Genomic DNA, 23,684 nt, shown 5'->3' with positions numbered 1-23,684 from the left:
GGCCACAACTCCGTAGCTATAAAGGAGAAAAAGTTTTATGCCTTTTTCAGAGAGAAATATTTCATGGCTTCTACCATTACTTCTACGCTCTCATAAGGCAGGGCGTTATACATAGATACCCGGAATCCGCCTGACAGCCGATGTCCTTTGATACCTACAATGTCTTCTTTTTTACAGAATTTCAGGAACTCTTCTTCCATTTCTGGTTTATCCATAATGAAGCAGGCATTCATTTTACTACGGTCTTCTTTTACCACAGTGCCGCGGAACAGCGGGTTATGGTCAATTTCATCGTAGAGTAATGCTGCTTTCTTATCATTTATTTTTTCAATAGCAGGGATACCGCCTTGTTCTTTCAGCCAACGCAGGGTCAACATGGAAATATACACCGCGAAAACGGGAGGGGTATTCAGCATAGAGCCATTTTCGATGTGGTTCCGGTAGTCAAGTATAGCAGGTATTTTGCGCGATACTTTGCCCAGCATACTTTTGCGTATAGCTACCATGGTAGCACCAGCAGCGCCCATGTTTTTCTGCACACCGGCATAAATCAGCGAGTACTTGTTGAAGTCCATACTACGACTCATAATATCACTGCTCATGTCTGCCACCAGGGGAACATCGGTAACAGGCGTCATTTGCCACTGCGTACCATAAATGGTATTGTTAGTGGTAATATGCAGATAACTGGCCTGTGGAGGGATGGTAAACTGCTTGGGGATATGATTGTAGTTGCTTTCTTTGGAGCTTGCCACTACATCGGCGAAGCCAAACAATTTTGCTTCTTTGATAGCCTTATTTGACCATACGCCGGTATCTACATAAGCGGCCGTTTCACTGCTTTCCAGCAGATTCATGGGCACCTGCATAAACTGCGTGGTGGCGCCGCCATGTAAAAAAAGCACTTCAAAGTCATCATCAAGCTGCATCAGTTCCCTCACCAGGTTGCGCGCCTCGTCCATCACCGCTATAAACGGTTGTGTTCTGTGTCCAATCTCCAGTATAGACATCCCCGACCCTTCAAAGTCGATCAGCGCTTTACTGGCCTTGTACAATACCTCGTTAGGTAATACAGAAGGACCTGCGTTAAAATTATGCACCTTCATGTTGCGATTCAGATTAAATTCATTTTTTGATCTTTCCACTTTGTTTTGGTTTTTCTAAGGAAACGGAAAAAAAACGGCACGGGTGTTTTAAAATAAATAAAACCTAAGGTGCGTGGTGTAGGATAGGCTAAAAGATGGTATGGGCAAAGATAAAATTTCTTTTCCAATTATTAAGTATTACCATAAATATTTTAGTCCTTTTACTCCTCCCTGACTGGCAATTGTCCCTGTAACCATTGCTGTTGCAGCTTTTGCACCTCCTGCAATTCTTCCGTGGTAAGGGTTGTATGCGTCAGCTCCCGCAAAGACGGCTGCCCTGCGTTCACCCAGGCCGTATACCAGGCAGCAGCTACCCCCGCTATGGCATTTTTCATGCGCCGGGCCACCATATCACCCATCGATAAATAATACGCTTTCGTATAGTCATCAGCGTAAGTACGTACTAATACCCCGTTCCGGTTTTCATACGCATACTTACGACCCGGCGGAAACTGCGCACTCAAACGCTTTTCGTACTTCAGTACTGTGTCTGCAGCCATGCCACTCACCCGGATAATGTCCCAGATAAACGTACGCGGCTCCCGGATATAAACGGCTTTCCCTGCCCAGTAGTCAAACTCCTGGTCAGCCAGCAACTCAGGAATACGCGACTCCCATAAGCCATGTATGCCCTGTTGCCCGGTAAACTGCCCGTTATGATTGGAGCAGGCATGAAGGGGAACATGTGCATCTGCTACGTAATGGCCCAATTCTGCCGATAACTGCAATATGCGTTGCTGGTCCCGGTCGCGGAATGCTTTGGTGAGCATCGCCATCATCTTTTCAAGATGCCACGGTAATATGCCATTACGATTCAACGAATCTGCCGTATATCGCGCTACAGCATCCGCCCAGTTGCGGGGAATGTGGTCGTACGGTGGGGTATCAAACAAATCAATGTCTATGAAATGCCTGGCGCCTTCCGCCGCTACAGCATAACGACGTTTATCCGGGTCCGTGGCGTGCACAGTAAGATATTCCAGTGCCGGCTTATACAAGATCATCATCTCCGGAGGCAGGCAAAATACGGCCAGCCGGTTAATCCGCTGATGCGCAAAAAATCCCCAGGCATGGGCATCTGCACATGATAACATCAATACAGTAAACATTACGGAAATCCGCAGGTAGGCGTGGGTTAACATATGGCTATATTTTTTGGGAAGACGAATATAACCATTTTTTTCCCGCAAAGACACAGAAAAACAAAGAAACAGGGGAAGGGTTTCTTCTTATTCTTTTGCTTCTTTGCTCCGCTGCGTCTTTGCAGGAAAAAATGAATTAAATATTGGTAACACCACCGCTCACAGCAAACTTCATCGCTTCTCCGGCAGATATATTGGTTAACTCTTTTACCCGGTCCTTGGGTACCATAAATACTTTACCGGTAATAGCATAAGCATGCGGTACATATACCGCCATGTAGCCCTCCAGCCCGAAGTTGCTGACATCCGTCTGCGTAATGAATCCCATCTCCCAAACGTCTACTCCGTAAATCTGCACCAGCACAGGATGATCAAATTTTTTCTTCTCACCCACAAATGCATCAAATACATCCTTAATGGAAGTATAGATGTACTTGATAAACGGAGTACGCTCCAACAGGTGGTCAAACAAGTCAAAAATCCTTCCTATAATAAAAGAGGAACTGAGATATCCTACCACAATGATCAACAGGAATACCAGCGCAAATCCTACCCCCTTGTATTTCAGAAAGCTGAAAGAGGCGCCTTCCGGAATGATCTCCTTAGGAATAATATTGTCGATAGTAACAAATGCCCAGTACAGGGTGAGCGCCGTAATCCCTATGGGAGCCAGAATAAGCAATCCCTGAAAGAAGTAACGCAACAACCTGGATGCAAATACTTTAAATCTAAGTTTTGGCGACATGGTTCGTGATTAGAAACGCAAAATTAGTCAATAAAGCGAAAGGCCGAAACCTTTCTGTTCATCAATCCATGTTGCCACATGTAAAAAATAAATACTGGAAACTTTGGAAGTTTGGAAAGTTTCCATAGTTTTGTTGTGCATAACAAGAGGGTTATTGCTGTAAAACTATGGAAGTACAGGAACGTATTATGGACACGGCTTTCAGCCTGTTTCGTCAATTTGGTACCCGCTCAATTACCATGGACGACATCGCTGTAAAAATGGGCATCTCCAAGAAAACTTTGTATGCTCACTTCACCGATAAGGACGATATGGTTACCCAAACCATCAGCCGGTTCATAGAAGTGGTAAATGAAGAATGCCTGGCTGACCGCAAAAAATCCAGGGATGCTATTGAAGAGCTTTTCCTGGTAATGGATATGATTGACCGCCGCCTCAGAAACATGAACCCGGTGATTATGCTGGATCTCAATAAGTTTCATGCAAAAGCCTACCAGGTTTTCGAAGAATATCAGAACAATACCCTCGCTACCATGATCCGTGAGAACATGGAAAGAGGCATCAGTGAAGGCGTATACCGGCCAGACATCGACATCCGGATATTAACTCAATACCGTATTCATTCCTGTATGCTTTGCTTCAAACCCGAAATATTTCCCGGCAGCTATGATATGAATAAAGTGCAGCGGGTATTGCTGGAGAATTTCTTATATGGAATGGCTTCTGTGAAAGGCTATCAACTTATTGAAGAATACAAACAACTATCAGCAAAATAAATAACACTATGCTATCAATCAAAAGGCTCACCAGCACGGCTTTTGTAGTATGGCTACTGTCAGTGGCCGGCAATGTCAGCGCCCAGCAGCAGCCGCTTCTCACGGAGCCCATCAGCCTGTCTGCTAAAGAAGCGGTAGACTATGCACTGGCTAATCAGAGCACCGTGAAAACTGCTAAACTGGACGAGCTGATACAACTGGCTAAAAATAAAGAAGTCAGTGGCATGGCCCTGCCTAACATCGCCGGCGCCGGCTCTTACCAGTACAATCCTATCACCCAGAAACAAATGTTTAATATGAGGAACTTTGGCTTACCCAAAGATTCCTTTACCGTGGTATCTTTCCAGTTACCACACAACTTGCTGGGAGAAGTAAAACTTACACAAACACTCTTCGATCCAAGTGTACTCGTTGCCTTACAGGCGCGTAAAACACTGGAAACATTGGTCGCACAAGGTGTTGCCAAAGCGCAGATTGATGTGAAATCAGATGTATATAAAGCGTACTATAATGTATTGTCTGCCAATAAAGCACTCGCAATTCTTTCAGAAAATCTGACTTCCCTGGAAAAAATTCTTGCAGAAACCAAAGAGATCTATAAGAACGGATTAGTAGAAAAACTGGATGTAGACCGCCTGGTAGTACAATATACCAACCTGCAAACAGAACAAACCAAACTCCGCAACCTGGTGGAATTAGGTACCGCTGCCCTGAAATATCAGATGGGCATGCCACTGAAACAAGCTATCACGTTAACGGATACACTGTCTACCGAAAAAATTGTAGCAGATGTACTCGACATGGATAAATTCGATTACTCCCAACGGATTGAATACCAGTTACTGCAAACGCAGAAGAAGGCCAATGAATATGATCTGAAAAGATACAAAATGAAAGGTCTGCCATCGCTACAGGTATTTGCTTCTACCGGTGCCATCCGCGGAAGTGATAAGTTCGATTACTTTCAGAGCCAGATGTGGTACGGCTACCTGAATACAGGACTCAACCTGTCAGTACCCATCTTCACCGGCCTGCAGCGTAAACGCCAGGTAGATCAGGCATGGCTCAATGTGAAGAAAAGTGAAGTGGCAATTGAAAATGCAAAGCTGGGCATCGATCTCGAAAGAGAGCAATCTGCCTCCACCTTCCGGAATAACGTACTTACCCTGGAAGCACAGGAAAAAAACATGGGACTTGCCCAGGATGTATACCACACTACCCAAATCAAATATAGAGAGGGCGTAGGTTCCAGCCTGGAAATGACTACTGCTGAAAATGATCTGCTCACCGCACAAAATAATTATTTCACTGCGTTGTTTAATGCGATCGTTGCTAAAGTAGATCTGCTGAAATCATATGGTAAACTATAAGCTTTAACTATTACAATCACCATTTCACTACTATATATATGACCAAAAGATATTCTTTCCTGATTCCCATTATAACACTTGTACTGGCTGCCTGCGGCGGTGGTGGAGGAAATAAAGCGGATCAGCTGCAGCAGTTGAAACAGCAAAAAGTAAAGTTCAATGAAGACATTGATAAAAAAATTGCTGCACTGGAAAAGGAAGTAGGTACAAAAGATACGGTACTGAAGATGAAAGATGTAGCCGTAACTCCGGTAACGGATACATTATTTGAACACTACATCGATGTGCAGGGTAGTGTAGACGCCCGCGAAAACGTAAACGTCTCCGCCCGCGTACCAGGTGTCATCACCGGCATCTTCGTAAGAGAAGGACAGGCCGTAAGCCAGGGACAAACACTGGCACAGGTGGATGACCAGGTGTTAAAGGCAAACATGGCAGAACTGCGTACACAAATGGATCTGGCCAATACCTTATATGAAAAACAAAAGAACCTGTGGTCACAGAAAATAGGTTCTGAAGTACAATATCTGAATGCTAAAAATCAAAAGGAAAGCCTTGAAAGGAAAATGGCTACCCTGCAGGATCAGCAGGCGCAAACACGCATCATTGCTCCTATCAGCGGTACTGTTGATGCAGTGATTGCCAAAGTGGGCGATAACGCGGCACCCGGCGCTCCTGCGTTTCGTGTTGTAAATGCCAACAACCTGAAAATAACGGCTAACGTGGCTGAAGCATATGCCGGGTTATTGAAAACAGGAGATCAGGTAGTGGTTGCATTCCCGGATATTAACCGCGAAATCCGCGGCAATATTGGTTTCGCATCTAAAACAATTGATCCGCTGAGTCGTACTATCAAAATTGAAGTACCACTGAAAGCCGATAACAGCCTGCGTCCTAACATGATTGCACATATCAGGATCGTGGATTATACCGCAAAAAATGCGATCGTAATTCCGGTAAGCGTGATCCAATATACCTCCGGTAAACCTTATGTGCTGGTAGCTCAAAATACCAATGGTAAAATGGTGGCACAACGTAAAACAATAGAACTGGGCCGCACTTACAACGATAAGGCGGAAATTAAAACGGGCCTGGATAAAGGTGATAAAATTATTACTACAGGGTTTCAGGGATTGAATGACAACGACCTGATTAAATTATAATAAAGGCGCTGCCATCAGCTAAAATCAAGTGTATGCAAGATAATCTCCATAAAGAATTTAAGCCTACCAGTTGGGCCATTGATAATAAGGTGAGCGTTTACGTAGCCACTATTATCATTGCGCTTGCCGGTATTCTTTCCTATAACTCGCTGCCGAAGGAACAGTTTCCGGAAGTAGTGTTCCCTCAGTTCTATATCAATACCATAAACGCAGGTACTTCCCCGGAAGATATGGAAACCACGATCACTAAACCGATCGAAAAGCAACTCAATGGTATTTCCGGGGTAAAAAAGATCAAGAGCACATCCATGCAGGATTTCTCTGCGATCACCATCGAATTCAATGCAAATGAAGATATTGAAGCCGCCCGCCAACGGGTACGTGAAAAAGTGGACGATGCCAAAAAAGACCTGCCGCAAAACCTAACCCAGGAGCCGCAGATCATAAAAATGGATGTGTCCCAGATTCCAATCATGAACGTAAACCTCTCCGGCGACTTCGATCTGCAAACCCTTAAAAAGTATGCAGATGACATGAAAGATCGCATTGAGGCACTGAATGAAATTACGCGTGTGGATCTGGTAGGTGAACTGGAACGTGAAATCCAGATCAATGTGGACAAATACAAAATGGACGCGGCTAAAATCAGCTTCGACGATATCATTCTTGCGATACAGGGAGAAAACATGACGATATCTGGTGGTTTGGTTGCCATGGATGGTCAGAAACGTACTCTCAGTGTAAAAGGAGAATATAAAGACCCGGCAAAGATTGGTAACATCATTGTTCGCGGACAATCAGGTGCAACCGTTTATCTCAGGGATATTGCCAACGTGGTAGATGGCTTCCTGGAACAGGAAAGCTTTGCCCGCCTGGAAGGAAAGAACGTAATCACGCTCAACGTAGTGAAGCAAAGTGGTAAAAACCTGATTGATGCATCCGACAAAATACAGGCGATTACAAAGGACATGAAGGAAAACTATTTTCCTAAAAATCTGAATGTAACCATTACCGCGGATCAGTCTAAATCTACCCGTGTAACACTGCACGACCTGATCAATACTATTATTATCGGCTTCCTGCTGGTAACCATTATCCTCATGTTTTTCATGGGAGCAGTGAATGCCATCTTTGTGGCGCTGTCTGTACCAATTTCCATGTTTATCGCCTTCCTGCTGATGCCGGTATATGGCTTCACGCTGAACATGATGGTGCTGTTCTCCTTCCTGCTGGCATTAGGTATCGTGGTGGATGATGCTATTGTGGTGATTGAAAACGTACACCGTATCTTTAACGAGCGAAAGGATCTGGGGATTGTGAAAGCCGCGAAGATCGCGGCCGGAGAAGTGTTTCTGCCGGTATTTTCCGGGACGCTCACCGTATTGGCACCTTTCTTCCCGTTACTGTTCTGGCCTGGTGTGATTGGTAAATTCATGTTCTATTTACCAGTAACCCTCATTACCACACTGGGAGCATCACTGGTGGTAGCGTATATTATCAACCCCGTTTTTGCGGTAGATTTCATGGATCGCCATGAAGGTGAAAATCACCCGAAACCAAGATTTGATAAGAAATTTACTATTCTCTCCGCCGTATTTGCCCTGGTTGCATTGATTGGATATGCCAATGGCAGCATGGGTGTGGGGAACTTTGTGATCTTCCTTTACCTGATGATTGTACTGGAACGTTTCTGGTTAGGTGGTGTTGCCCGTCACTTCCAGCACGTGTTCTGGCCCAAAGTACAGGAGCGTTATAAACGGATCCTGAAATGGTGCCTGATAGGTTGGCGTCCGGTGTGGATTGTAATAGCCACTTTTGGCCTGCTGATCTTCAGCATAGTGCTCACGGCTATACGAAATCCTAAAGTGGTGTTCTTCCCGCAGGCTGACCCTAACTTTATTTATACCTATATAGAATTACCTAACGGTACAGATCAGAGGTACACGGACTCTATTACCAAAATTGTAGAGAATCGTATTAACAAAGTACTGGGACCTCATAATCCAATTGTGGAATCAGTGATATCCAATGTGGCTAAAGGTGCCGGTGATCCATCCCAGATGGATATGAGCGTACAACCACAGAAAGGTAAGGTAACTGTTGCTTTTGTGGAGTTTGGTGCCAGAAATAACCAGTCAACCGTACAATACCTCGATAAAATCCGTGATGCGGTGAAAGGTATTCCAGGTACCAATATCACGGTAGAGCAGGAGCAGGGTGGTCCGCCAACGGGTAAACCGATTAATATTGAAATCAGTGGGGACAACTTTGATGAACTGACTGGTACTTCGTTCAGACTTAAACGTTATCTCGATTCTCTGCAGATTGGTGGCGTGGAAGAACTGAAAAGCGATTTCGAAGACAATAAGCCTGAAATTGTAGTGAATATTGACCGGGAAAGAGCGAATGCTGAAGGGATTTCTACCAGGCAGATCGGACTTACATTACGTAATGCCCTGTTTGGAGCCGAGGCTTCCAAGATCCGCGATGCCAAAGATGAGTACAAGATTATGGTGAGATTGAATGAGAATCAGCGGAATAATATCAACAACCTGATGAACCTGAACCTGGTATACCGGGATATGAATATGGGTGGTGCTATCCGCCAGGTACCATTGTCTGCTGTGGCAGATATTCACTACTCCAATACTTATGCAGGTATCAGACGTATAGATCAGAAACGCGTTATCACGCTGTACTCTAACATATTAACCGGCTTCAATGCCAATGAAGTAGTGCAGCACATTGAATCATCCCTGCATGATTTCACCCATCCGTCTTCTGTAGTCATTAAAATGACAGGAGAGCAGGAAGATCAGCAGGAAACTATGAATTTCCTGATGATGGCCATGTTGGGCGCCTTCGGCCTCATTTTGATGATCATGGTGACACAGTTTAACTCGATTGGTCGTCCGATGATCATTTTTATGGAAATTTTGTTCAGTATCATAGGGGTATTCCTGGGCTTCTCCATCTTTAAGATGAGTATTTCCATTGTAATGACCGGTGTAGGTATTATGGCGCTGGCAGGTATCGTGGTTAGAAATGGTATCGTACTGGTAGAGTTCACGGATTTACTGATCCAGCAGAAAACCCCGGTTTATGAGGCAGTAGTAGAAGCAGGTAAAACCCGTATGACGCCGGTAATCTTAACGGCTATTGCAGCTATATTAGGACTTATCCCGCTGGCGGTAGGCTTCAATATTGACTTTGCGTCGTTGTTCAGTGAGTTTAAGCCACATATTTTCTTTGGGGGTGATAACGTAGCGTTCTGGGGACCGTTGGCCTGGACAATGGTGTTTGGATTGGTGTTTGCCACCTTTCTGACCCTGATTATGGTGCCGGTAATGTATGCCATGAACAAGCGTTCCATCGATGTGCTGGATAGGTACAACCTGCCACGGTGGCTTAAATATGTTCCTTTTGTGGTATTAATTATAAAGATATTCATGAAACGGTCAGATGTGAGGATGTTACACGATCCTAAGTACATATCTGCCAAGCCATATAACTTCTTTCCGGAGCCGGAGGAACCAATAGAAGAGGAGCCGGTGGTAGGAAAGAAGGGGCACGGGATCTCCGTGAATTAAAGATTTTTCAATACAGTGTAACAGTTGTAGGTTAACAGTCTCCGTCCCGATTCTTCGGGACGGATTTTTTTTGTATATTACAGCCGAAATGGCTTTTTTGCTTTCATTAACAAATTTTAACATTTGGAATGAGTGGCATTTGAATAGCCTTTATTACTTTTGACCCTTAAGACAGCATTACACGTTACTAGCCATATACAGCCTTAGCCTTATATGCCATGATAAATAAGAAGTGAGATATTAAAAGACAGTCTGTTTTGAATCGTTAGGCCATTTAGCCTGTAATAGTATATATAATTAAGAAAGATAGAGATAGATAAAAAGTTCAGCTTTTCTTGACAACTAGCAAAATCGCCATTAAACATTGAAAGAATAGTACTAAGGCGCAACAAGATTGGAAGACCATGGAGTACGTAGCATCGTTAGCATATGCTAAAGAGAGGGACCGACAGGATCCATTACATAAATTCAGAGATCAGTTTTATTTTCCACAGAGAAACGGAAAGGATGCTATTTATTTATGTGGCAACTCACTCGGCTTACAATCAAAGAATGTAAAAACAGCTATAGAACAGGAAGTGGCGGATTGGCAACAATATGCAGTAGAAGGGTATTGGGCGGCTCAAAATCCATGGTTATATTATCAGCAATATTGTAGTAAGCCGTTGACGGCCATGATGGGCGCAAGCCAGCAGGAGTTGACGATTATGAATACGCTGACGGTAAACCTGCATTTGATGATGCTTAGTTTTTACCGGCCAAACAAACAACGGTTTAAAGTGTTAATGGAGGCGGGAGCTTTTCCGAGCGACCAATATGCAGTTGAAACGCAGGTTAAGTTTCATGGTTACGATCCTGAAAGTGCGATTATAGAAGTTTCTCCGCGACCCGGAGAACATTTGATAAGATTAGAAGATATTTTAGAGATTATTAACAGAGAAAGTGATAGCTTAGCACTGGTTTTATTTGGAGGTATAAATTACTATACCGGACAGTTTTTTGATATACCCGCTATAACAGCAACTGCTCACAAGGCAGGCGCTTACGCAGGTTTCGACCTGGCACATGTAGTTGGAAATATACCGGTAACATTGCACGATTGGGAAGTAGATTTTGCCGTTTGGTGCTCTTATAAGTACCTGAATGGCGGTCCCGGCGCAGTAGGAGGCGCTTTTGTGCATGAAAAACATGCCAGTAACCGCGATTTTCTTCGTTTAGGTGGCTGGTGGGGCAATGAAGAGAGTGCACGTTTTAAAATGGAAAAAGGGTTTGTGCCTAAAAAAGAAGCTGAAGGATGGCAACAAAGCACCGCTCAGGTGTTTAATACGGTTAGCCTGAAAGCCTCCCTGGAATTATTTGAAGCAGCCGGTATCGGCGCTTTACGTACCAAGAGTATAGAGATGACCAATTATCTTGAATTCCTGTTACAACAGTTAAAAGGCACAAATTTCCAGATTATAACACCGGAAAATTGTAATGAACGTGGCGCTCAGTTATCTTTGTTGTTCCAGGATAAAGGTAAAGAAATACATCAACGAATGACCGATGCCGGTATAATCGTTGACTGGAGAGAGCCCGGGGTTATCAGGGTATCACCGGCACCCTTGTATAACTCCTATCAGGACGTATTTCATTTTTATGAAATCATAGCTAATATTGCTTCAAACGCTTAATTAAGTAAGATGACTTTTGAGAGAAACGAACGCCCCCGCAGGCCTTATTCTTCTGATACCAACAAAGAGAATGATCCCAATAAGGAGAAAGGCGATGACAAACCCAATTTAAATAGCGAGCGGGAAGGCGGCAAGCCCGACTACAACAGTGGAAGCTCTGAGGGGCGCACTGGTTACAATCGAGAAGGCGGATATCGTCCGCGTACTGATTACAATCGTGATGGCGGCGGTGGCGGCTACAACCGTGAAGGCGGTGGTGGTTACGATCGTGGTGGCGGCGGCTACAACCGTGAAGGTGGTGGCGGTGGCTACAACCGTGAAGGTGGCGGCTATGGCGGCGGCGGTGGATATGACCGCGGCGGTGGCGGTGGTTACAATCGCGGTGGCGGTGGCTACGGCGGTGGTGGATACGATCGCGGCGGCGGTGGCGGCTACAACCGTGAAGGCGGTGGTGGTTACGATCGCGGTGGCGGCGGTGATTACAATCGCGGTGGCGGTGGATATGATCGCGGCGGCGGTGGTGGTTACGATCGCGGCGGTGGCGGCGGTGGTTACAATCGCGGCGGTGGCGGCGGTGGATACGATCGCGGCGGCGGCGGTGGTGGTTACAATCGCGGCGGTGGCGGCGGTGGTTACAATCGTGGCGGTGGCGGCGGTGGTTACAACCGTGGCGGCGGCGGCGGCGGTGGATACCGTGGTGGCGGAAACCCAAGACAGGGTGGAAGACCTCAACGCTTTGAGCCAAAACCTGATAATAAAATTTACTTTATCGCCCTCCTGCCAACTGCAGAAGTAGGTAAAGAAATCATAAAAATCAAACAGGAATTTGCAGAACAATATGGTCCTATGTACGCACTGAAAGTGTTGCCACATATCACCCTGCAGGTACCTTTCACGGCTGATCCGGCATTGGAAAAAGCTTTCTGTGATGAACTGACTGAGTTTGCGAAAACACAAGCTCCGTTCGAAGTATCCCTGAAAGGCTTCGGTACTTTCCCGAACAAACAAAACCGTGTACTCTTCATCAACGTGGAAAAGAGTGAAACCATGTCTGCTATGCACCGTCAGCTGATTAACTTCCTGCGTAAGGAATTTGGCTTCAGCACCATGCTGGCACGTACAGGATTTACACCTCACGTAACCGTGGCCTTTAAAGACCTGGAAGATGAACAGTTTAATAAAGCATGGCCTGAATATGAAAATAAGGAATACGAGGCTACCTTTAAGGTAAATAACCTCTACTTCCTCCGTCACAACGGTAAATCATGGGAAGTGCTGCAGAAATGCAAATTAGGTGGCGCCTGATAAAAGCCCCACCCATAAAATATGAAAAGGCCTCCGCAAATGCGGGGGCCTTTCTCGTTTTAAACACAGACAGTATAACGGTGTAGGTTATACGAATTTAATGACTTACAGTTTAATGATTTTACCGGATCCCATAATATTGCTGACAACGCTCGCAGCACCGGTATAACGAACATTCCCGCTGCCATAGATCTGTACGTCCAGCCGCTGCTGCACAAAAGCAGCATGGTCTCCGGAACCACTGATCGTAATATTGGCCTTCTGCACTTCCATCGCAGCACCGTCTACATTACCACTGCCATTAATTTCGCTGTTATGCGTATCGGCTTTGCCTTTTAATACCATATTGCCGGAACCATTGATAGTGGTGTTGAGAGCGCCAGTCGCTAGGGTGAGCCACCCGGCACCGCTCCCGTTCACCTCATATTTAAAAAGCGAGGTTCGTATGGTATCCTGATTATCTACGGTACCGGAGCCGTCAAATTGCAGTCGCTGAAAAATAGGACTCTCCACATAAATCTTTATCGGCAAATGACGGCGAAGGCGCTTACGGTCACGGATACGTATATATAAAGTATTACCGCGCACACCCGTCTCCACAATACCTATAATATTATCCTCCGCAGTGATGCCCAGGCTGGTGGCCACACCTTGTTTCAGATGTACTTCAAAATCTCCTGACACTTCCACATCCGTTAGTGGACTGATACTGCGGGTTTCAGATACCACATGGCCTGAACCATCAATATTATCTTTGGTACAACTGGAGAGTATAATACTGAAGATGGCTATCATTAATAGTAACCATCCAACGCTTAAACTGGTATATGTAATAATAAACTGCCTTTTCATATCATCATTTTTAAGGGGCTTTAAGAAAATGACGTCCGGCACAACATATACCCCTATGCGGTAAAGTAATTTCCGGGAAAGAAGCAGGGGAGATGGAGCTGTAAGGCCCACCAGGTAAAGGTAACCACAAAAAAATAAGCCGGCCGTACAGACGTACGGAACCGGCTTTTGATTAACCCCTATGAAAACAAACTATTGCTCTATGTAATTTTTTAATGTGCTAATTTAATTTCTCCCAAATCAGTGGACTTTCCTTCATCCACTCTAACATCTGTAACAGTTGCAGGTTTAAATGGCGCTTTCGCTCCTATAATAACGGTATATGCACCCGCTTTCGCATGTTCAAAACTAAAAGCTCCATCCGTAACAGCAGACGTTAAGGTATCTGTTCCCTGGATGGCCCAGGCTTCTGTGGCGCCTTCTGCCGGTGTTACTTTACCTGCTATGGTGCCACCATCAATACCCTTGAATGCAAATGCTCCAAACGCTACAGCTGCAAGTGCTAACATGCTTACTTTAATCTTCTTCATAGCTTACAAATTAAATGGTTCAACAATAAAGGTTATATGGCAAGTAGAAATGTTAGCATTGTTTTGTTAACTGTTTTAGAATGTGAAAGAACTTGTTGTTGAAAACCAATTTTGCAATTACGGTGCCATAATATTTTGATCACCTGTCATTTAACATATCTTTTGGAAGATGTTAACAAAAACGATGTGCTTATGGTACATACAAAAAAAGCCGCCACAGTTAATGTGGCGGCTTTCCTGCACAGTTGTAAACTGCTGAAATTATCTTCTGTTTAACTTGCTCAGGAGGCGGAGGATTTCCAGGTATAACCATACCAGGGTTACCATCAAACCAAAAGAAGCATACCACTCGAAATATTTCGGAGCACCTTGTGCCGCACCTTGCTCAATCATATCAAAATCGAGGATCAGGTTCAATGCTGCAATAGCTACTACTACCAGCGAAAATACAATACCAAAAGTACCACTGCTGTGAATCAGCGGCATCTCAATATTAAACATCCGTAATACCAGTGCAATCAGGTAAAAAATACCAATACCCAATGTAGCAGTGAATACAATTGATTTAAAACGCTCTGTAGCGCGGATAACCCCGGTGCGATATAACACCAGCATAGCAATGAAAGTACCGAAAGTTAATCCTACTGCCTGCAGTACAATACCTTGCCACTTTGCTTCAAACATTGCGGAAATAGCGCCGAGGAATAAGCCTTCTGCAATGGCGTAAGCAGGAGCCAGGTAGCCGGACCATTCTTTCTTAAAAATGATCACCATTGCTAATATAAAACCGCCAATAGCCCCACCGAATGCCATAGGCAATACGTTGCTGCTACCGCGTGAAAATTCACCCCAGGAGAAAATTGCTGCTGCCATTAACATCAGCAACATGAAAGACATTTTGTTTACGGTACCACGGATGGTCATAGCCTCACCCGCCATATGCGGTGCTTTGTCAAATACACTTTGCTTCAGTACAGGGTTGTTCGATTGAAATAGTGCCATAAAGTATAGTTTAAATTTATGGGTTAAAAATACGATTTGATTCGATACCGGGATATTAGAATCCGGTAAATGCCGCTAAAATTAGCATTTTTATAACCAATAACCGCTGGTTATCACTCATAACTAAAAGTAATGGGAATAGTTGATTTCTGCGGTAATAGTCTACTGAAGTTGTGTACTTTTGTGATCGGATCCGGAATAATATTGCCAGTTAGCGCGTTACTACCGCCCGATTACCTAAATTTACATCTTTAAAAAGAATACCTTAAAAGATAAATAGATGCCTAATACTTCGATTCAACAGCTGGAGGATGTAGTGATAAAATTTGCAGGCGACAGTGGAGACGGGATGCAGTTAACAGGTACCCAGTTCTCAAATAATACCGCTTTATTTGGTAATGACCTGAGCACATTCCCGGATTTTCCGGCTGAAATACGTGCCCCTATAGGTACTTTGCCCGGCGTGAGCGGATTCCAGCTACACTTCTCTTCTAACAGAATATTTACCCCCGGTGATGCCTGTGATGTATTGGTAGCTATGAACGCCGCTGCATTGAAAGCAAACCTGAAGGGACTCAAAAAAGGCGGGATCATCCTCGCCAATACCGATGGCTTCGACTCCAAGAACCTGCGCCTTGCCAATTACCCGGAAGGCGTTAATCCCCTGGAAGACGGATCCCTGGCTGCTTACCAGCTGCATACCATGGATGTCACCAAAATGACGCGGGAAGCCCTCAAAGACACTAGCCTGGGTATGAAAGAGAAAGACCGTGCAAAAAACATGTTTGTACTGGGCTTCCTCTACTGGTTATACGACCGTAATATGGAGAATACCGAAGTATTCCTCAAAGAGAAATTTGGTAAAAAACCGGAAATACTGGAAAGTAACCTGAAAGTATTACACGCCGGTTACAACTTCGCCGATACTGTAGAAGCCTTTACTACCCGCTACCGGGTAGAAAAAGCCCGCATGGAACCAGGTACCTACCGCAGTATTACTGGTAATACTGCCCTGTCATACGGCCTGGTAGCAGCTTCTCAGCAGGCTAACCTGCCGATATTCCTTGGTACTTACCCCATCACACCGGCTTCTGATATCCTCCATGAACTGAGCCGCTTCAAGAATTTTGGTATCCGTACCTTCCAGGCGGAAGATGAAATTGCAGGGATCACGGCTGCCATCGGCGCTTCCTACGGGGGACACATGGGTATTACCACTACTTCCGGCCCCGGTATGGCCCTAAAAGGTGAAGCCATGGGCCTGGCCGTAATGCTGGAAATTCCGCTGATCATCGTGGATATTCAACGCGGCGGACCTTCTACCGGCTTACCTACCAAAACAGAGCAATCTGACCTGTTACAGGCTTACTATGGCCGTAACGGTGAATGCCCGATGCCAATCATTTCTGCCTCCACACCGGCAGATTGCTTCGATGCTGTATTTGAAGCCTTCCGCATCGCCGCGCAACATATGACGCCAGTGATCTTCCTCAGCGATGGATATATTGCCAATGGTGCTGAACCATGGCGCTTCCCGAAAGCAGCCGACCTGCCCAAGATTGAAGTGAAATTCAAGAAAGGACTCGAGGAAGGAGAAGAACAGTTCCTTCCTTACCACCGTGATGAAAACCTGGTACGCCCCTGGGCAGTTCCCGGTACACCAGGACTGGAGCATCGCATTGGTGGCCTCGAAAAACAAAACATTACCGGTAATGTAAGCTACGATCCTGAAAACCACCAACTCATGGTGAAAATCCGCCAGGAGAAAGTAGACAAGATTGCAGATCATATTCCGTTACAGAAAATTGAACTGGGTCCGGAAAAAGGGAAAATACTGGTACTCGGCTGGGGATCTACCTATGGTGCGATTAAAAGCGCTGTGTTAGACCTGCTGGCAGAAGGACACCAGGTGGCGCACGCACACATCCGTCATATCCGCCCGTTCCCTAAAAACCTCGGTGAAATACTCCATAGCTACGATAAAGTATTGATTCCGGAAATTAACAATGGTCAGTTGATCAAAATTATTCGTGATCAATTCCTCATTGATGCACAAGGATATAATAAGATTATGGGTGTTCCTATTACAAAAGGTGAGCTGGTAACAAAGATCAAAGAAATGCTTGCATAGGTACTTACCACAACATATTGTTTTACTGCATAATAAAAAATCCTGTCCATCGTGACAGGATTTTTTGTATTTTCCTGTATCGGCAGACTATTCGCAGCTACATTTTTTGTTAGTTTAAGTTGATTATTATGTATAACATTTTTCGTGTATTGCTAACCGTTATTACTGTAGCTGTAGTGTATGTACAGGCAAATGCCCAAACAAATACTTTTGAAGTGAGAGTGGGGAACCATGCGGTAGGTACCATTGAAGCCAACCGTAAAACCAGTGGCGCTGCTAAAAGTATTATTATCAAAACACGCATACAGGTAATGTTGTCGAAAATCAATAGCGACATCGTTAACGAATACAGTAATAACGTACTCACCAACGCCAAATCTTCCCGCATCAAAAACGGAGATGATAAAAAGAGCACTATAACCATTCGTAACGGTAAAGAATATACGATTACTGTAGATGGAGAAAAGTCCGTACTGAACAACGCGGAAATTGAAGAATGCGTAGCAGATCTTTATTTTACGGAACCAAGGCAGCTCACCCGTGTATTTTCTGAAACATTGGGCCGCTTCCTGCCCTTAAAATCACTGGGAGGAGGGATGTATGAACTTTCTTTGCCGGAGGGGAAAAAGAACGTGTTTAAATACGAAAACGGTACACTGGTACTGGTAGAAGTGAACCACTCTTTTGGCAAAGCGATCTTTGTAAAAGTCAGCTAAATTTTTGTTGCTTAAAAAGTAACCGTGCGGATCTTTCTGCCGGGCATTACCGCAATCTCTGAGCCTGTTGCCAGCAGGGCGCTGCGAGGTGGCTGCTGCAGCATATTTTCGAAGGCAGCTCCATAGAGCAATCGCGTACTGCACTGGTAACCGAAATGGCTAACCGGATGCGTATGCCACTGCGGATGAGTAACCTGGTATTCGCCGGTAGTAACATCATCCACCCGTGTATAACCCCAGTAATGCTCTGTAATAAATTCTTCTTCACTGCCCGTAATAATAGGTTGTGTTGCCTGCAATGCGGTAGCAGTTAAATGATTCCACTCATTATTTACTTTCCATCTATACGCCACTTTCAACGTGTCAGCATCCGGGTATTCCCAGTGATGTTCCATGGGATGGGTGGCATATTTTTCTTTGTAAATAGTATTCGCCACAAACGTGATCAGGGGTTTAGGAACAAGTTCCTTTACAAATACTACCCCTCTCTTCCAGTTCCCATCTTCTTTGAAACGTACATAGAAGCGAAGGTTGACTTCCTCAAACGTACGATGGCCGGGTAAACCAAGGCCTTTTACCCGCGTGTCCTGGAACAGGAAGCCTACGAGGCTTGCATAATGGGTATTGTTCCAGGTATCGAGTTCGGTATGTGCCGGTAAATAGGTTTTGAGCACCGTAGGGTCGGCCTCGAAATTGAGCATGAGGAGGTTTCTCCAGGCGGCAGTCAGGAATGGGCGCATCGTTAATTGGCTTTTATCAGCCTGGCATAGTACTTACAGGCTGGTCTGAGACCGCATTCCCCGCATTTAGGGCTTCTGGCCACACAGATGTAACGGCCATGTAAAATGAGCCAGTGATGGGCAATATATACTTTCTCTTTCGGGATATGTTTGAGTAGCTGCAATTCTGTTTGCAGCGGTGTTTTGGCGTTGGTTGTCAACCCAAGGCGTGCTGACACCCGGAATACATGGGTATCTACTGCCATATTGGGTTGATGATGTACCACGGAAGTGATGACATTGGCCGTTTTACGGCCCACACCAGGCAATTTCACCAGCTCTGGCACAGTAGCTGGTATTTCCCCGTTGAAGTCTTCCACTACCATTTCCGCCATTCCTATAAGGTGTTTGGTTTTATTGTTCGGGTAGCTGATGCTTCGTATCAGCGGGAAGAGGTCATCAAAGGTGGCCTTGCTGAGGGCATGTATATCCGGATATTTTTCAAAAATGGCGGGGGTGGTCATATTTACCCGCTTATCTGTGCATTGGGCAGACAAGATAACAGCTACCAGCAACTGGTAGGGATTGTCGTAAATCAGTTCCGTTTCGGCATTCGGTGCATGTTCCTCAAAGTACTTGAGAACAAATGCATAACGCTCTTTTTGAGTCATGCCCTAAAGATAGGAAAAATGGAAAAAGTAAGGATTGCTGTTACTTTTCTTCCGTAGATTGTTTGTTGGCGGCGTAGTCAAAGATAACCTGCAACGTAGCCGGCCTTGGCGAATAACGTACCGTATTGAGCGTGCTTTCAAAACAAGCTTGCTCTTCCTGGGTTAAAGAAAGTTCCTCCTGGTGTTTAATGTCGCTTTTAGTAACAAGACACAGGGTAGACAGCACAGAAAGTGTAAAATTACTCATGCATTATTATTTTAATACTAAGAATAGGTTCTTATTTTATAACGGTGCAAGCGCGGAATCTATTGTTAATTTAAGATAAATTTTTAAGATATGCAAGAGTAGGCTCAGGGCTGGGGCTTGGGAGCGGGAGTGATAATGAACAGGTCTTCATTATCTTTCTTCATATAATACTTTTCGCGGGCAAATTTCTCCAGTTTTTCAGGGCTGGAAAGCAGTTCCTGCTGTTCTTCTTTGGTTTGTTTGATTTCCTGGATGAAGAATGCCTTCTGATTTTCCAGTTTATTGACCTCAGACTGGAACTGGTACTGAGACATCAGGTTGGTTTTGTCCAGGAAGGAGATCCATATCACAAAGGCAGCAAAGGCTATGAAGAATTTATTCTTCAAAAACTTTGGCATATTATGGATGTACTTGGACCAGGACATATGGCAATTTACTAAAGAAATCGGAATTGTAAATAACGAATTACGGATTTACAGGCAGATGAATGCAGCCCGTAAATCCGTAATTACTGTTGTTACCGATTATTTTTTAACGCTGATAGAGTTGGTAGGATAAACTGCTACTTCTCCCAGTGCTTCTTCGATACGCAGTAACTGGTTGTATTTCGCCATACGGTCAGTACGGGAAGCAGAACCGGTTTTGATCTGGCCGCAGTTCAGGGCTACGGCAAGGTCAGCGATCGTAGTATCTTCAGTTTCACCGGAACGGTGGCTCATGATGGAAGTATAGCCAGCTTTGTGCGCCATGTTCACTGCATCAATAGTTTCAGTTACCGTACCAATCTGGTTTACTTTCACCAGGATGCTGTTAGCGATACCTTTGTCGATACCTTCTTTCAGACGCAGTACATTGGTTACGAATAAATCGTCACCTACCAGTTGTACGCGTTTGCCGATAGATTCAGTCAGTTTTTTCCAGCCATCCCAATCATCTTCAGCCATACCATCTTCAATAGAAACGATAGGATATTTGTTAGCCCATTCTGTCCAGAAAGCCACCATTTCATCACTGCTGATTACTTTTTGGGAGCTTTTGTAGAATTTGTAGCTCTTTGTAGCTTCATCGTACATTTCGCTGCTGGCAGCATCCAGTGCAATAGCCACCTGGGTACCTGGTTCATAACCAGCTGCTTTGATAGCTTCCAGTACAGTTTCGATCGCTTCTTCGTTGCTCTGGATTTCAGGAGCAAAACCACCTTCGTCACCTACGTTGGTGCTATAACCTTTCTTCTTCAGTACAGATTTCAGGTGGTGGAATATTTCCACGCCCCAGCGCAGACCTTCAGAGAAAGAAGGTGCACCAACCGGTACGATCATGAATTCCTGGAAGTCGATTTTATTATCTGCGTGCGCACCACCATTGATGATGTTCATTAAAGGAATAGGCAGGGTGAAAGCATTTACACCGCCGAGGTAACGGTACAGGGGCTGGTTGCTTTCTTCTGCAGCAGCTTTGGCTACCGCCATGCTCACTGCCAGGGTAGCGTTAGCTCCCAGTTTGGCTTTATTTGGAGTACCATCCAATTGGATCAGCATTTTATCGATGCCGGCCTGGTCTGTAACTTCCCAGCCAATCAGTTCTTCAGCGATGATGTCATTTACGTTGGCAACCGCTTGCAGAACGCCTTTACCCATGTAAACACTTTTATCATTATCACGCAATTCTACTGCTTCGTGCTTACCTGTAGAAGCACCGGATGGAACTGCTGCACGACCAAAATGGCCGTCTTCGGTGGTTACATCCACCTCAATTGTAGGGTTACCACGGCTGTCGAGAATTTGTCTGGCATGGATTTCTGAAATAGTACTCATAATTCGAAAAGTTATTATTGTTAAGCGATATTTAGCTGTTGGCTATTAGCAGTTAGCTATTAGCCAAGCGGATATGTTATAATGTGTTAGTCTTCGCTGCATTAGCTAAAAGCTAATGGCTAAAAGCTAGACGCTTTTCGTCATTTCCCGGAAAATAGTTTCCAGGCTTTGTGAATTGCTCTGCAAAGAAAGTATGTTCCGGTTATTAATCAAAGCAAATTGTAACAGGTTTTTTCTTACCTCATCTACCTGGCTCGTAAATAATTGCCAGCTGAGCTCTTCCACGGCCACCACACGGGTAATTCCGCCGATGGACAGCAACTCTGCCTCCGTTACCGGCTCCGCAAAGGTAACCTGTAAATAACCATTCCCTGTATTGTTTTGCTGTAATACCGACAATTTATCGTCGGCTACTATTTTCCCCTTATTAATGATGATAGCGCGGTCGCAAAGTGCCGCTACTTCCTGCATAATATGCGTGGAAAGTATCACTGTTTTATTGGCCCCCAATTCTTTGATCAGTTGCCTGATATCCGCCAGCTGATTGGGATCCAGGCCAGTAGTAGGTTCATCGAGAATCAATACTTCCGGGTCGTGCAGCAGGGCCTGGGCCAACCCTACACGCTGTTTATAACCATTGGAGAGTGCACCGATCTTTTTATGCCGCTCCGGCTGAAGCCCGGTTTGCCGGATAACGGTATCAATCCGCTGTGCACCGGCCTTTCCCAAGTGGTGGATACCTGCTATAAACTCCAGGAATTCCCGCATATACATGTCGTAGTACAAAGGATTGGATTCCGGCAGGTAGCCTACTCTTTTGCGTACTTCCAGCGACTGGGTAACAATATCAAAGTCACATACACTGGCTTTCCCACTGGTAGGTGGCAGAAAACCGGTAATCATCTTCATGGTAGTAGATTTCCCGGCGCCATTGGGGCCCAGGAAACCCGTGATTTCACCTTTTTTTAGCTCGAAGGAGACTGCATCCACTGCCCGTTGTTCCCCGTATACTTTAGTAAGTTCTGATACCTTGATAGACATGTATGCTAGCACGTTTTGCGGGTCCTAATGTACTATAAAAAGAGGATAAACTATAACGGCAGGTACGGCGGAGCCCGGAATGGTCTTTTTGTACCAAAAAATCAAGGGTATTTATCGCTTCCAGAGAGGCTAAACGGGGTTTTAAAGCGGACTGGCACCCATTTCCGCCATTTTGGTACTACTTCGGCGAAATATATATATATTTATAGCGAAATCAACTAACACCTATATGTGAACAAAAACACCTGCACTGACATTGGCATATAACTTGCATCTAATGTAACACCTATACGTTATATAACCTATACAGGCAAAGCACTTACATAAAGCACTACATATAAAATCACTTTCATGCTTCAACCCAAATTTTGATGTCAAACTTTCTAAAAAAAGCAATGGGCCTTTTTGTGGAATTTGAACCCGATGAAAACAGCGAAGTCAGGAGGTCTGAACAGCCCTCTCTGTCGCAAAAATTCCCGCTTAGTAATCCGTCAGACCCCGTGGCACAACGGCCACCAGGGCCAGTTGCGCTATCTGCCGCAGATGTGGATAAGTTCGAACAACACTTCAGTGCGCTGTTTGAAAAAAGCAACTTCCCAGGGCCTGATTATTACGAATTCTGGAAGATGATGGATACACTGGAAGCGCATGTAAAGGACGAAAACGCCCGGATGGCTGCCGTGTATGCTACCCTTAGCATTCAGGGCCTGACTAAAACCAGGTTAATTGAAAGCGCTGCTCAATACAAACAAATTATTGAGCAGGATAAGGCCGAATTTGAGAAAGCAGTTGCTAATAAAGCCAGTACCGAAGTAGATGGCAGACATCAGCAATTACAGGATCTAGAAAAGAAGATGGCAGATAATGCCGCCCTGATCCAACAGCTTACCAAAGAAATTACAGAAGCACAGGCAACAACAGAACAACTGAAGAAGCAATTGGCTGAACAGGAGGAGAAAATAGTCGCTAACCGCCAGGGTTACCAGGTGGCCTGCGAAGCTATGGTCAGAAAAATAAACACAGACATTCAAAAAATAGAAACATCGCTTTAA

The 23,684-nt window shown here is 44.8% G+C and carries 21 protein-coding genes; 9 read left to right on the top strand and 12 right to left on the bottom strand.

Annotated features, from left to right (window positions below; translation table 11 throughout):
* Positions 1–35: 35 nt before the first annotated feature.
* The 3 genes from serC to J7623_RS23620 all read right to left on the bottom strand — a co-directional run bounded on the left by serC (position 36) and on the right by J7623_RS23620 (position 3,032).
* Positions 36–1,145 (bottom strand): 3-phosphoserine/phosphohydroxythreonine transaminase, encoded by a 1,110-nt coding sequence (gene serC / locus J7623_RS23630; RefSeq protein WP_291925043.1) that lies wholly within the window; start codon positions 1,143–1,145, stop codon positions 36–38.
* Positions 1,146–1,306: 161 nt separating this feature from the next.
* On the bottom strand, positions 1,307–2,287 hold the full coding sequence (locus tag J7623_RS23625; RefSeq protein ID WP_291925042.1) for a zinc dependent phospholipase C family protein: 981 nt from the start codon (positions 2,285–2,287) through the stop codon (positions 1,307–1,309).
* A 136-nt stretch (positions 2,288–2,423) separates the two neighbouring features.
* A complete protein-coding gene (locus J7623_RS23620; protein ID WP_291925041.1) occupies positions 2,424–3,032 on the bottom strand; it encodes a DUF502 domain-containing protein in 609 nt (202 codons plus the stop codon).
* A 167-nt stretch (positions 3,033–3,199) separates the two neighbouring features.
* Between J7623_RS23620 and J7623_RS23615 the strand changes: the two genes are divergently transcribed.
* From J7623_RS23615 to J7623_RS23590, 6 genes are all read left to right on the top strand, one after another.
* Entirely contained in the window at positions 3,200–3,808 is a 609-nt protein-coding gene (locus J7623_RS23615; RefSeq protein ID WP_291925040.1) for a TetR/AcrR family transcriptional regulator, read from the top strand.
* An 8-nt stretch (positions 3,809–3,816) separates the two neighbouring features.
* The gene (locus J7623_RS23610) at positions 3,817–5,178 is read left to right on the top strand and encodes a TolC family protein (protein WP_291925039.1); all 1,362 of its coding nucleotides are present in this window, start codon (positions 3,817–3,819) and stop codon (positions 5,176–5,178) included.
* A gap of 38 nt (positions 5,179–5,216) precedes the next feature.
* Positions 5,217–6,341 carry an efflux RND transporter periplasmic adaptor subunit gene (locus J7623_RS23605; protein WP_291925038.1) on the top strand — a complete coding sequence of 375 codons (1,125 nt, stop codon included), beginning with the start codon at positions 5,217–5,219 and terminating at the stop codon, positions 6,339–6,341.
* Positions 6,342–6,373: 32 nt separating this feature from the next.
* A complete protein-coding gene (locus J7623_RS23600; protein ID WP_291925036.1) occupies positions 6,374–9,931 on the top strand; it encodes an efflux RND transporter permease subunit in 3,558 nt (1,185 codons plus the stop codon).
* Between the two features lie 404 nt (positions 9,932–10,335).
* Positions 10,336–11,604: a kynureninase gene (gene kynU / locus J7623_RS23595; RefSeq protein ID WP_291925035.1), complete on the top strand. Its 1,269-nt coding sequence runs from the start codon at positions 10,336–10,338 to the stop codon at positions 11,602–11,604.
* 9 nt (positions 11,605–11,613) lie between these two features.
* Positions 11,614–12,909, top strand: coding sequence for a 2'-5' RNA ligase family protein (locus J7623_RS23590; protein ID WP_291925033.1), 1,296 nt, complete (start codon positions 11,614–11,616; stop codon positions 12,907–12,909).
* Between the two features lie 105 nt (positions 12,910–13,014).
* Here the strand turns inward: J7623_RS23590 and J7623_RS23585 are convergent, their stop codons facing one another.
* The 3 genes from J7623_RS23585 to J7623_RS23575 form a co-directional block, all read right to left on the bottom strand.
* Positions 13,015–13,761, bottom strand: coding sequence for a head GIN domain-containing protein (locus tag J7623_RS23585; protein WP_291925031.1), 747 nt, complete (start codon positions 13,759–13,761; stop codon positions 13,015–13,017).
* A 212-nt stretch (positions 13,762–13,973) separates the two neighbouring features.
* A complete protein-coding gene (locus J7623_RS23580) occupies positions 13,974–14,291 on the bottom strand; it encodes a carboxypeptidase-like regulatory domain-containing protein (RefSeq protein WP_291925029.1) in 318 nt (105 codons plus the stop codon).
* A 261-nt stretch (positions 14,292–14,552) separates the two neighbouring features.
* Positions 14,553–15,293 carry a Bax inhibitor-1/YccA family protein gene (locus tag J7623_RS23575; RefSeq protein ID WP_291925027.1) on the bottom strand — a complete coding sequence of 247 codons (741 nt, stop codon included), beginning with the start codon at positions 15,291–15,293 and terminating at the stop codon, positions 14,553–14,555.
* A gap of 280 nt (positions 15,294–15,573) precedes the next feature.
* Between J7623_RS23575 and J7623_RS23570 the strand changes: the two genes are divergently transcribed.
* The gene (locus tag J7623_RS23570) at positions 15,574–17,424 is read left to right on the top strand and encodes a 2-oxoacid:acceptor oxidoreductase subunit alpha (protein WP_291925025.1); all 1,851 of its coding nucleotides are present in this window, start codon (positions 15,574–15,576) and stop codon (positions 17,422–17,424) included.
* Between the two features lie 128 nt (positions 17,425–17,552).
* Positions 17,553–18,140, top strand: coding sequence for a DUF6134 family protein (locus J7623_RS23565; RefSeq protein WP_291925022.1), 588 nt, complete (start codon positions 17,553–17,555; stop codon positions 18,138–18,140).
* 11 nt (positions 18,141–18,151) lie between these two features.
* On the opposite strand, the gene J7623_RS23560 is transcribed toward J7623_RS23565, so the two are convergent.
* The 6 genes from J7623_RS23560 to gldA form a co-directional block, all read right to left on the bottom strand.
* Positions 18,152–18,880: a DUF2071 domain-containing protein gene (locus tag J7623_RS23560; RefSeq protein WP_291925021.1), complete on the bottom strand. Its 729-nt coding sequence runs from the start codon at positions 18,878–18,880 to the stop codon at positions 18,152–18,154.
* A gap of 2 nt (positions 18,881–18,882) precedes the next feature.
* The gene (nth, locus tag J7623_RS23555; protein WP_291925018.1) at positions 18,883–19,530 is read right to left on the bottom strand and encodes an endonuclease III; all 648 of its coding nucleotides are present in this window, start codon (positions 19,528–19,530) and stop codon (positions 18,883–18,885) included.
* Between the two features lie 40 nt (positions 19,531–19,570).
* Positions 19,571–19,777 carry a hypothetical protein gene (locus J7623_RS23550; protein WP_291925016.1) on the bottom strand — a complete coding sequence of 69 codons (207 nt, stop codon included), beginning with the start codon at positions 19,775–19,777 and terminating at the stop codon, positions 19,571–19,573.
* Positions 19,778–19,881: 104 nt separating this feature from the next.
* On the bottom strand, positions 19,882–20,163 hold the full coding sequence (locus J7623_RS23545) for a septum formation initiator family protein (RefSeq protein ID WP_291925014.1): 282 nt from the start codon (positions 20,161–20,163) through the stop codon (positions 19,882–19,884).
* Positions 20,164–20,301: 138 nt separating this feature from the next.
* Complete coding sequence (eno, locus tag J7623_RS23540; RefSeq protein WP_291925013.1) at positions 20,302–21,591, bottom strand: phosphopyruvate hydratase; 1,290 nt, start codon at positions 21,589–21,591, stop codon at positions 20,302–20,304.
* 126 nt (positions 21,592–21,717) lie between these two features.
* Positions 21,718–22,632 carry a gliding motility-associated ABC transporter ATP-binding subunit GldA gene (gene gldA, locus J7623_RS23535; RefSeq protein WP_291925011.1) on the bottom strand — a complete coding sequence of 305 codons (915 nt, stop codon included), beginning with the start codon at positions 22,630–22,632 and terminating at the stop codon, positions 21,718–21,720.
* 371 nt (positions 22,633–23,003) lie between these two features.
* On the opposite strand from gldA, the gene J7623_RS23530 reads away from it, so the two are divergent.
* Complete coding sequence (locus J7623_RS23530; RefSeq protein ID WP_291925009.1) at positions 23,004–23,684, top strand: hypothetical protein; 681 nt, start codon at positions 23,004–23,006, stop codon at positions 23,682–23,684.

It is taken from the genome of Chitinophaga sp. (assembly GCF_017745275.1).
Classification (GTDB): domain Bacteria; phylum Bacteroidota; class Bacteroidia; order Chitinophagales; family Chitinophagaceae; genus Chitinophaga.
The sequence above is the reverse complement of the archived record's forward strand: the minus strand, read 5'-3'. Positions and strand labels throughout refer to the sequence as shown.

Excerpts from the sequence above, each read along its gene's own strand:
- J7623_RS23575 (WP_291925027.1), bottom strand. The coding sequence starts at position 15,293 with ATGGCACTATTTCAATCGAACAACCCTGTACTGAAGCAAAGTGTATTT.
- gldA (WP_291925011.1), bottom strand. The coding sequence starts at position 22,632 with ATGTCTATCAAGGTATCAGAACTTACTAAAGTATACGGGGAACAACGG.
- J7623_RS23560 (WP_291925021.1), bottom strand. The coding sequence starts at position 18,880 with ATGCGCCCATTCCTGACTGCCGCCTGGAGAAACCTCCTCATGCTCAAT.
- J7623_RS23620 (WP_291925041.1), bottom strand. The coding sequence starts at position 3,032 with ATGTCGCCAAAACTTAGATTTAAAGTATTTGCATCCAGGTTGTTGCGT.
- J7623_RS23615 (WP_291925040.1), top strand. The coding sequence starts at position 3,200 with ATGGAAGTACAGGAACGTATTATGGACACGGCTTTCAGCCTGTTTCGT.
- J7623_RS23550 (WP_291925016.1), bottom strand. The coding sequence starts at position 19,777 with ATGAGTAATTTTACACTTTCTGTGCTGTCTACCCTGTGTCTTGTTACT.
- eno (WP_291925013.1), bottom strand. The coding sequence starts at position 21,591 with ATGAGTACTATTTCAGAAATCCATGCCAGACAAATTCTCGACAGCCGT.
- J7623_RS23565 (WP_291925022.1), top strand. The coding sequence starts at position 17,553 with ATGTATAACATTTTTCGTGTATTGCTAACCGTTATTACTGTAGCTGTA.
- J7623_RS23530 (WP_291925009.1), top strand. The coding sequence starts at position 23,004 with ATGTCAAACTTTCTAAAAAAAGCAATGGGCCTTTTTGTGGAATTTGAA.
- J7623_RS23585 (WP_291925031.1), bottom strand. The coding sequence starts at position 13,761 with ATGAAAAGGCAGTTTATTATTACATATACCAGTTTAAGCGTTGGATGG.
- J7623_RS23610 (WP_291925039.1), top strand. The coding sequence starts at position 3,817 with ATGCTATCAATCAAAAGGCTCACCAGCACGGCTTTTGTAGTATGGCTA.
- J7623_RS23580 (WP_291925029.1), bottom strand. The coding sequence starts at position 14,291 with ATGAAGAAGATTAAAGTAAGCATGTTAGCACTTGCAGCTGTAGCGTTT.
- kynU (WP_291925035.1), top strand. The coding sequence starts at position 10,336 with ATGGAGTACGTAGCATCGTTAGCATATGCTAAAGAGAGGGACCGACAG.
- J7623_RS23600 (WP_291925036.1), top strand. The coding sequence starts at position 6,374 with ATGCAAGATAATCTCCATAAAGAATTTAAGCCTACCAGTTGGGCCATT.
- J7623_RS23625 (WP_291925042.1), bottom strand. The coding sequence starts at position 2,287 with ATGTTAACCCACGCCTACCTGCGGATTTCCGTAATGTTTACTGTATTG.
- J7623_RS23570 (WP_291925025.1), top strand. The coding sequence starts at position 15,574 with ATGCCTAATACTTCGATTCAACAGCTGGAGGATGTAGTGATAAAATTT.
- J7623_RS23605 (WP_291925038.1), top strand. The coding sequence starts at position 5,217 with ATGACCAAAAGATATTCTTTCCTGATTCCCATTATAACACTTGTACTG.
- J7623_RS23590 (WP_291925033.1), top strand. The coding sequence starts at position 11,614 with ATGACTTTTGAGAGAAACGAACGCCCCCGCAGGCCTTATTCTTCTGAT.
- nth (WP_291925018.1), bottom strand. The coding sequence starts at position 19,530 with ATGACTCAAAAAGAGCGTTATGCATTTGTTCTCAAGTACTTTGAGGAA.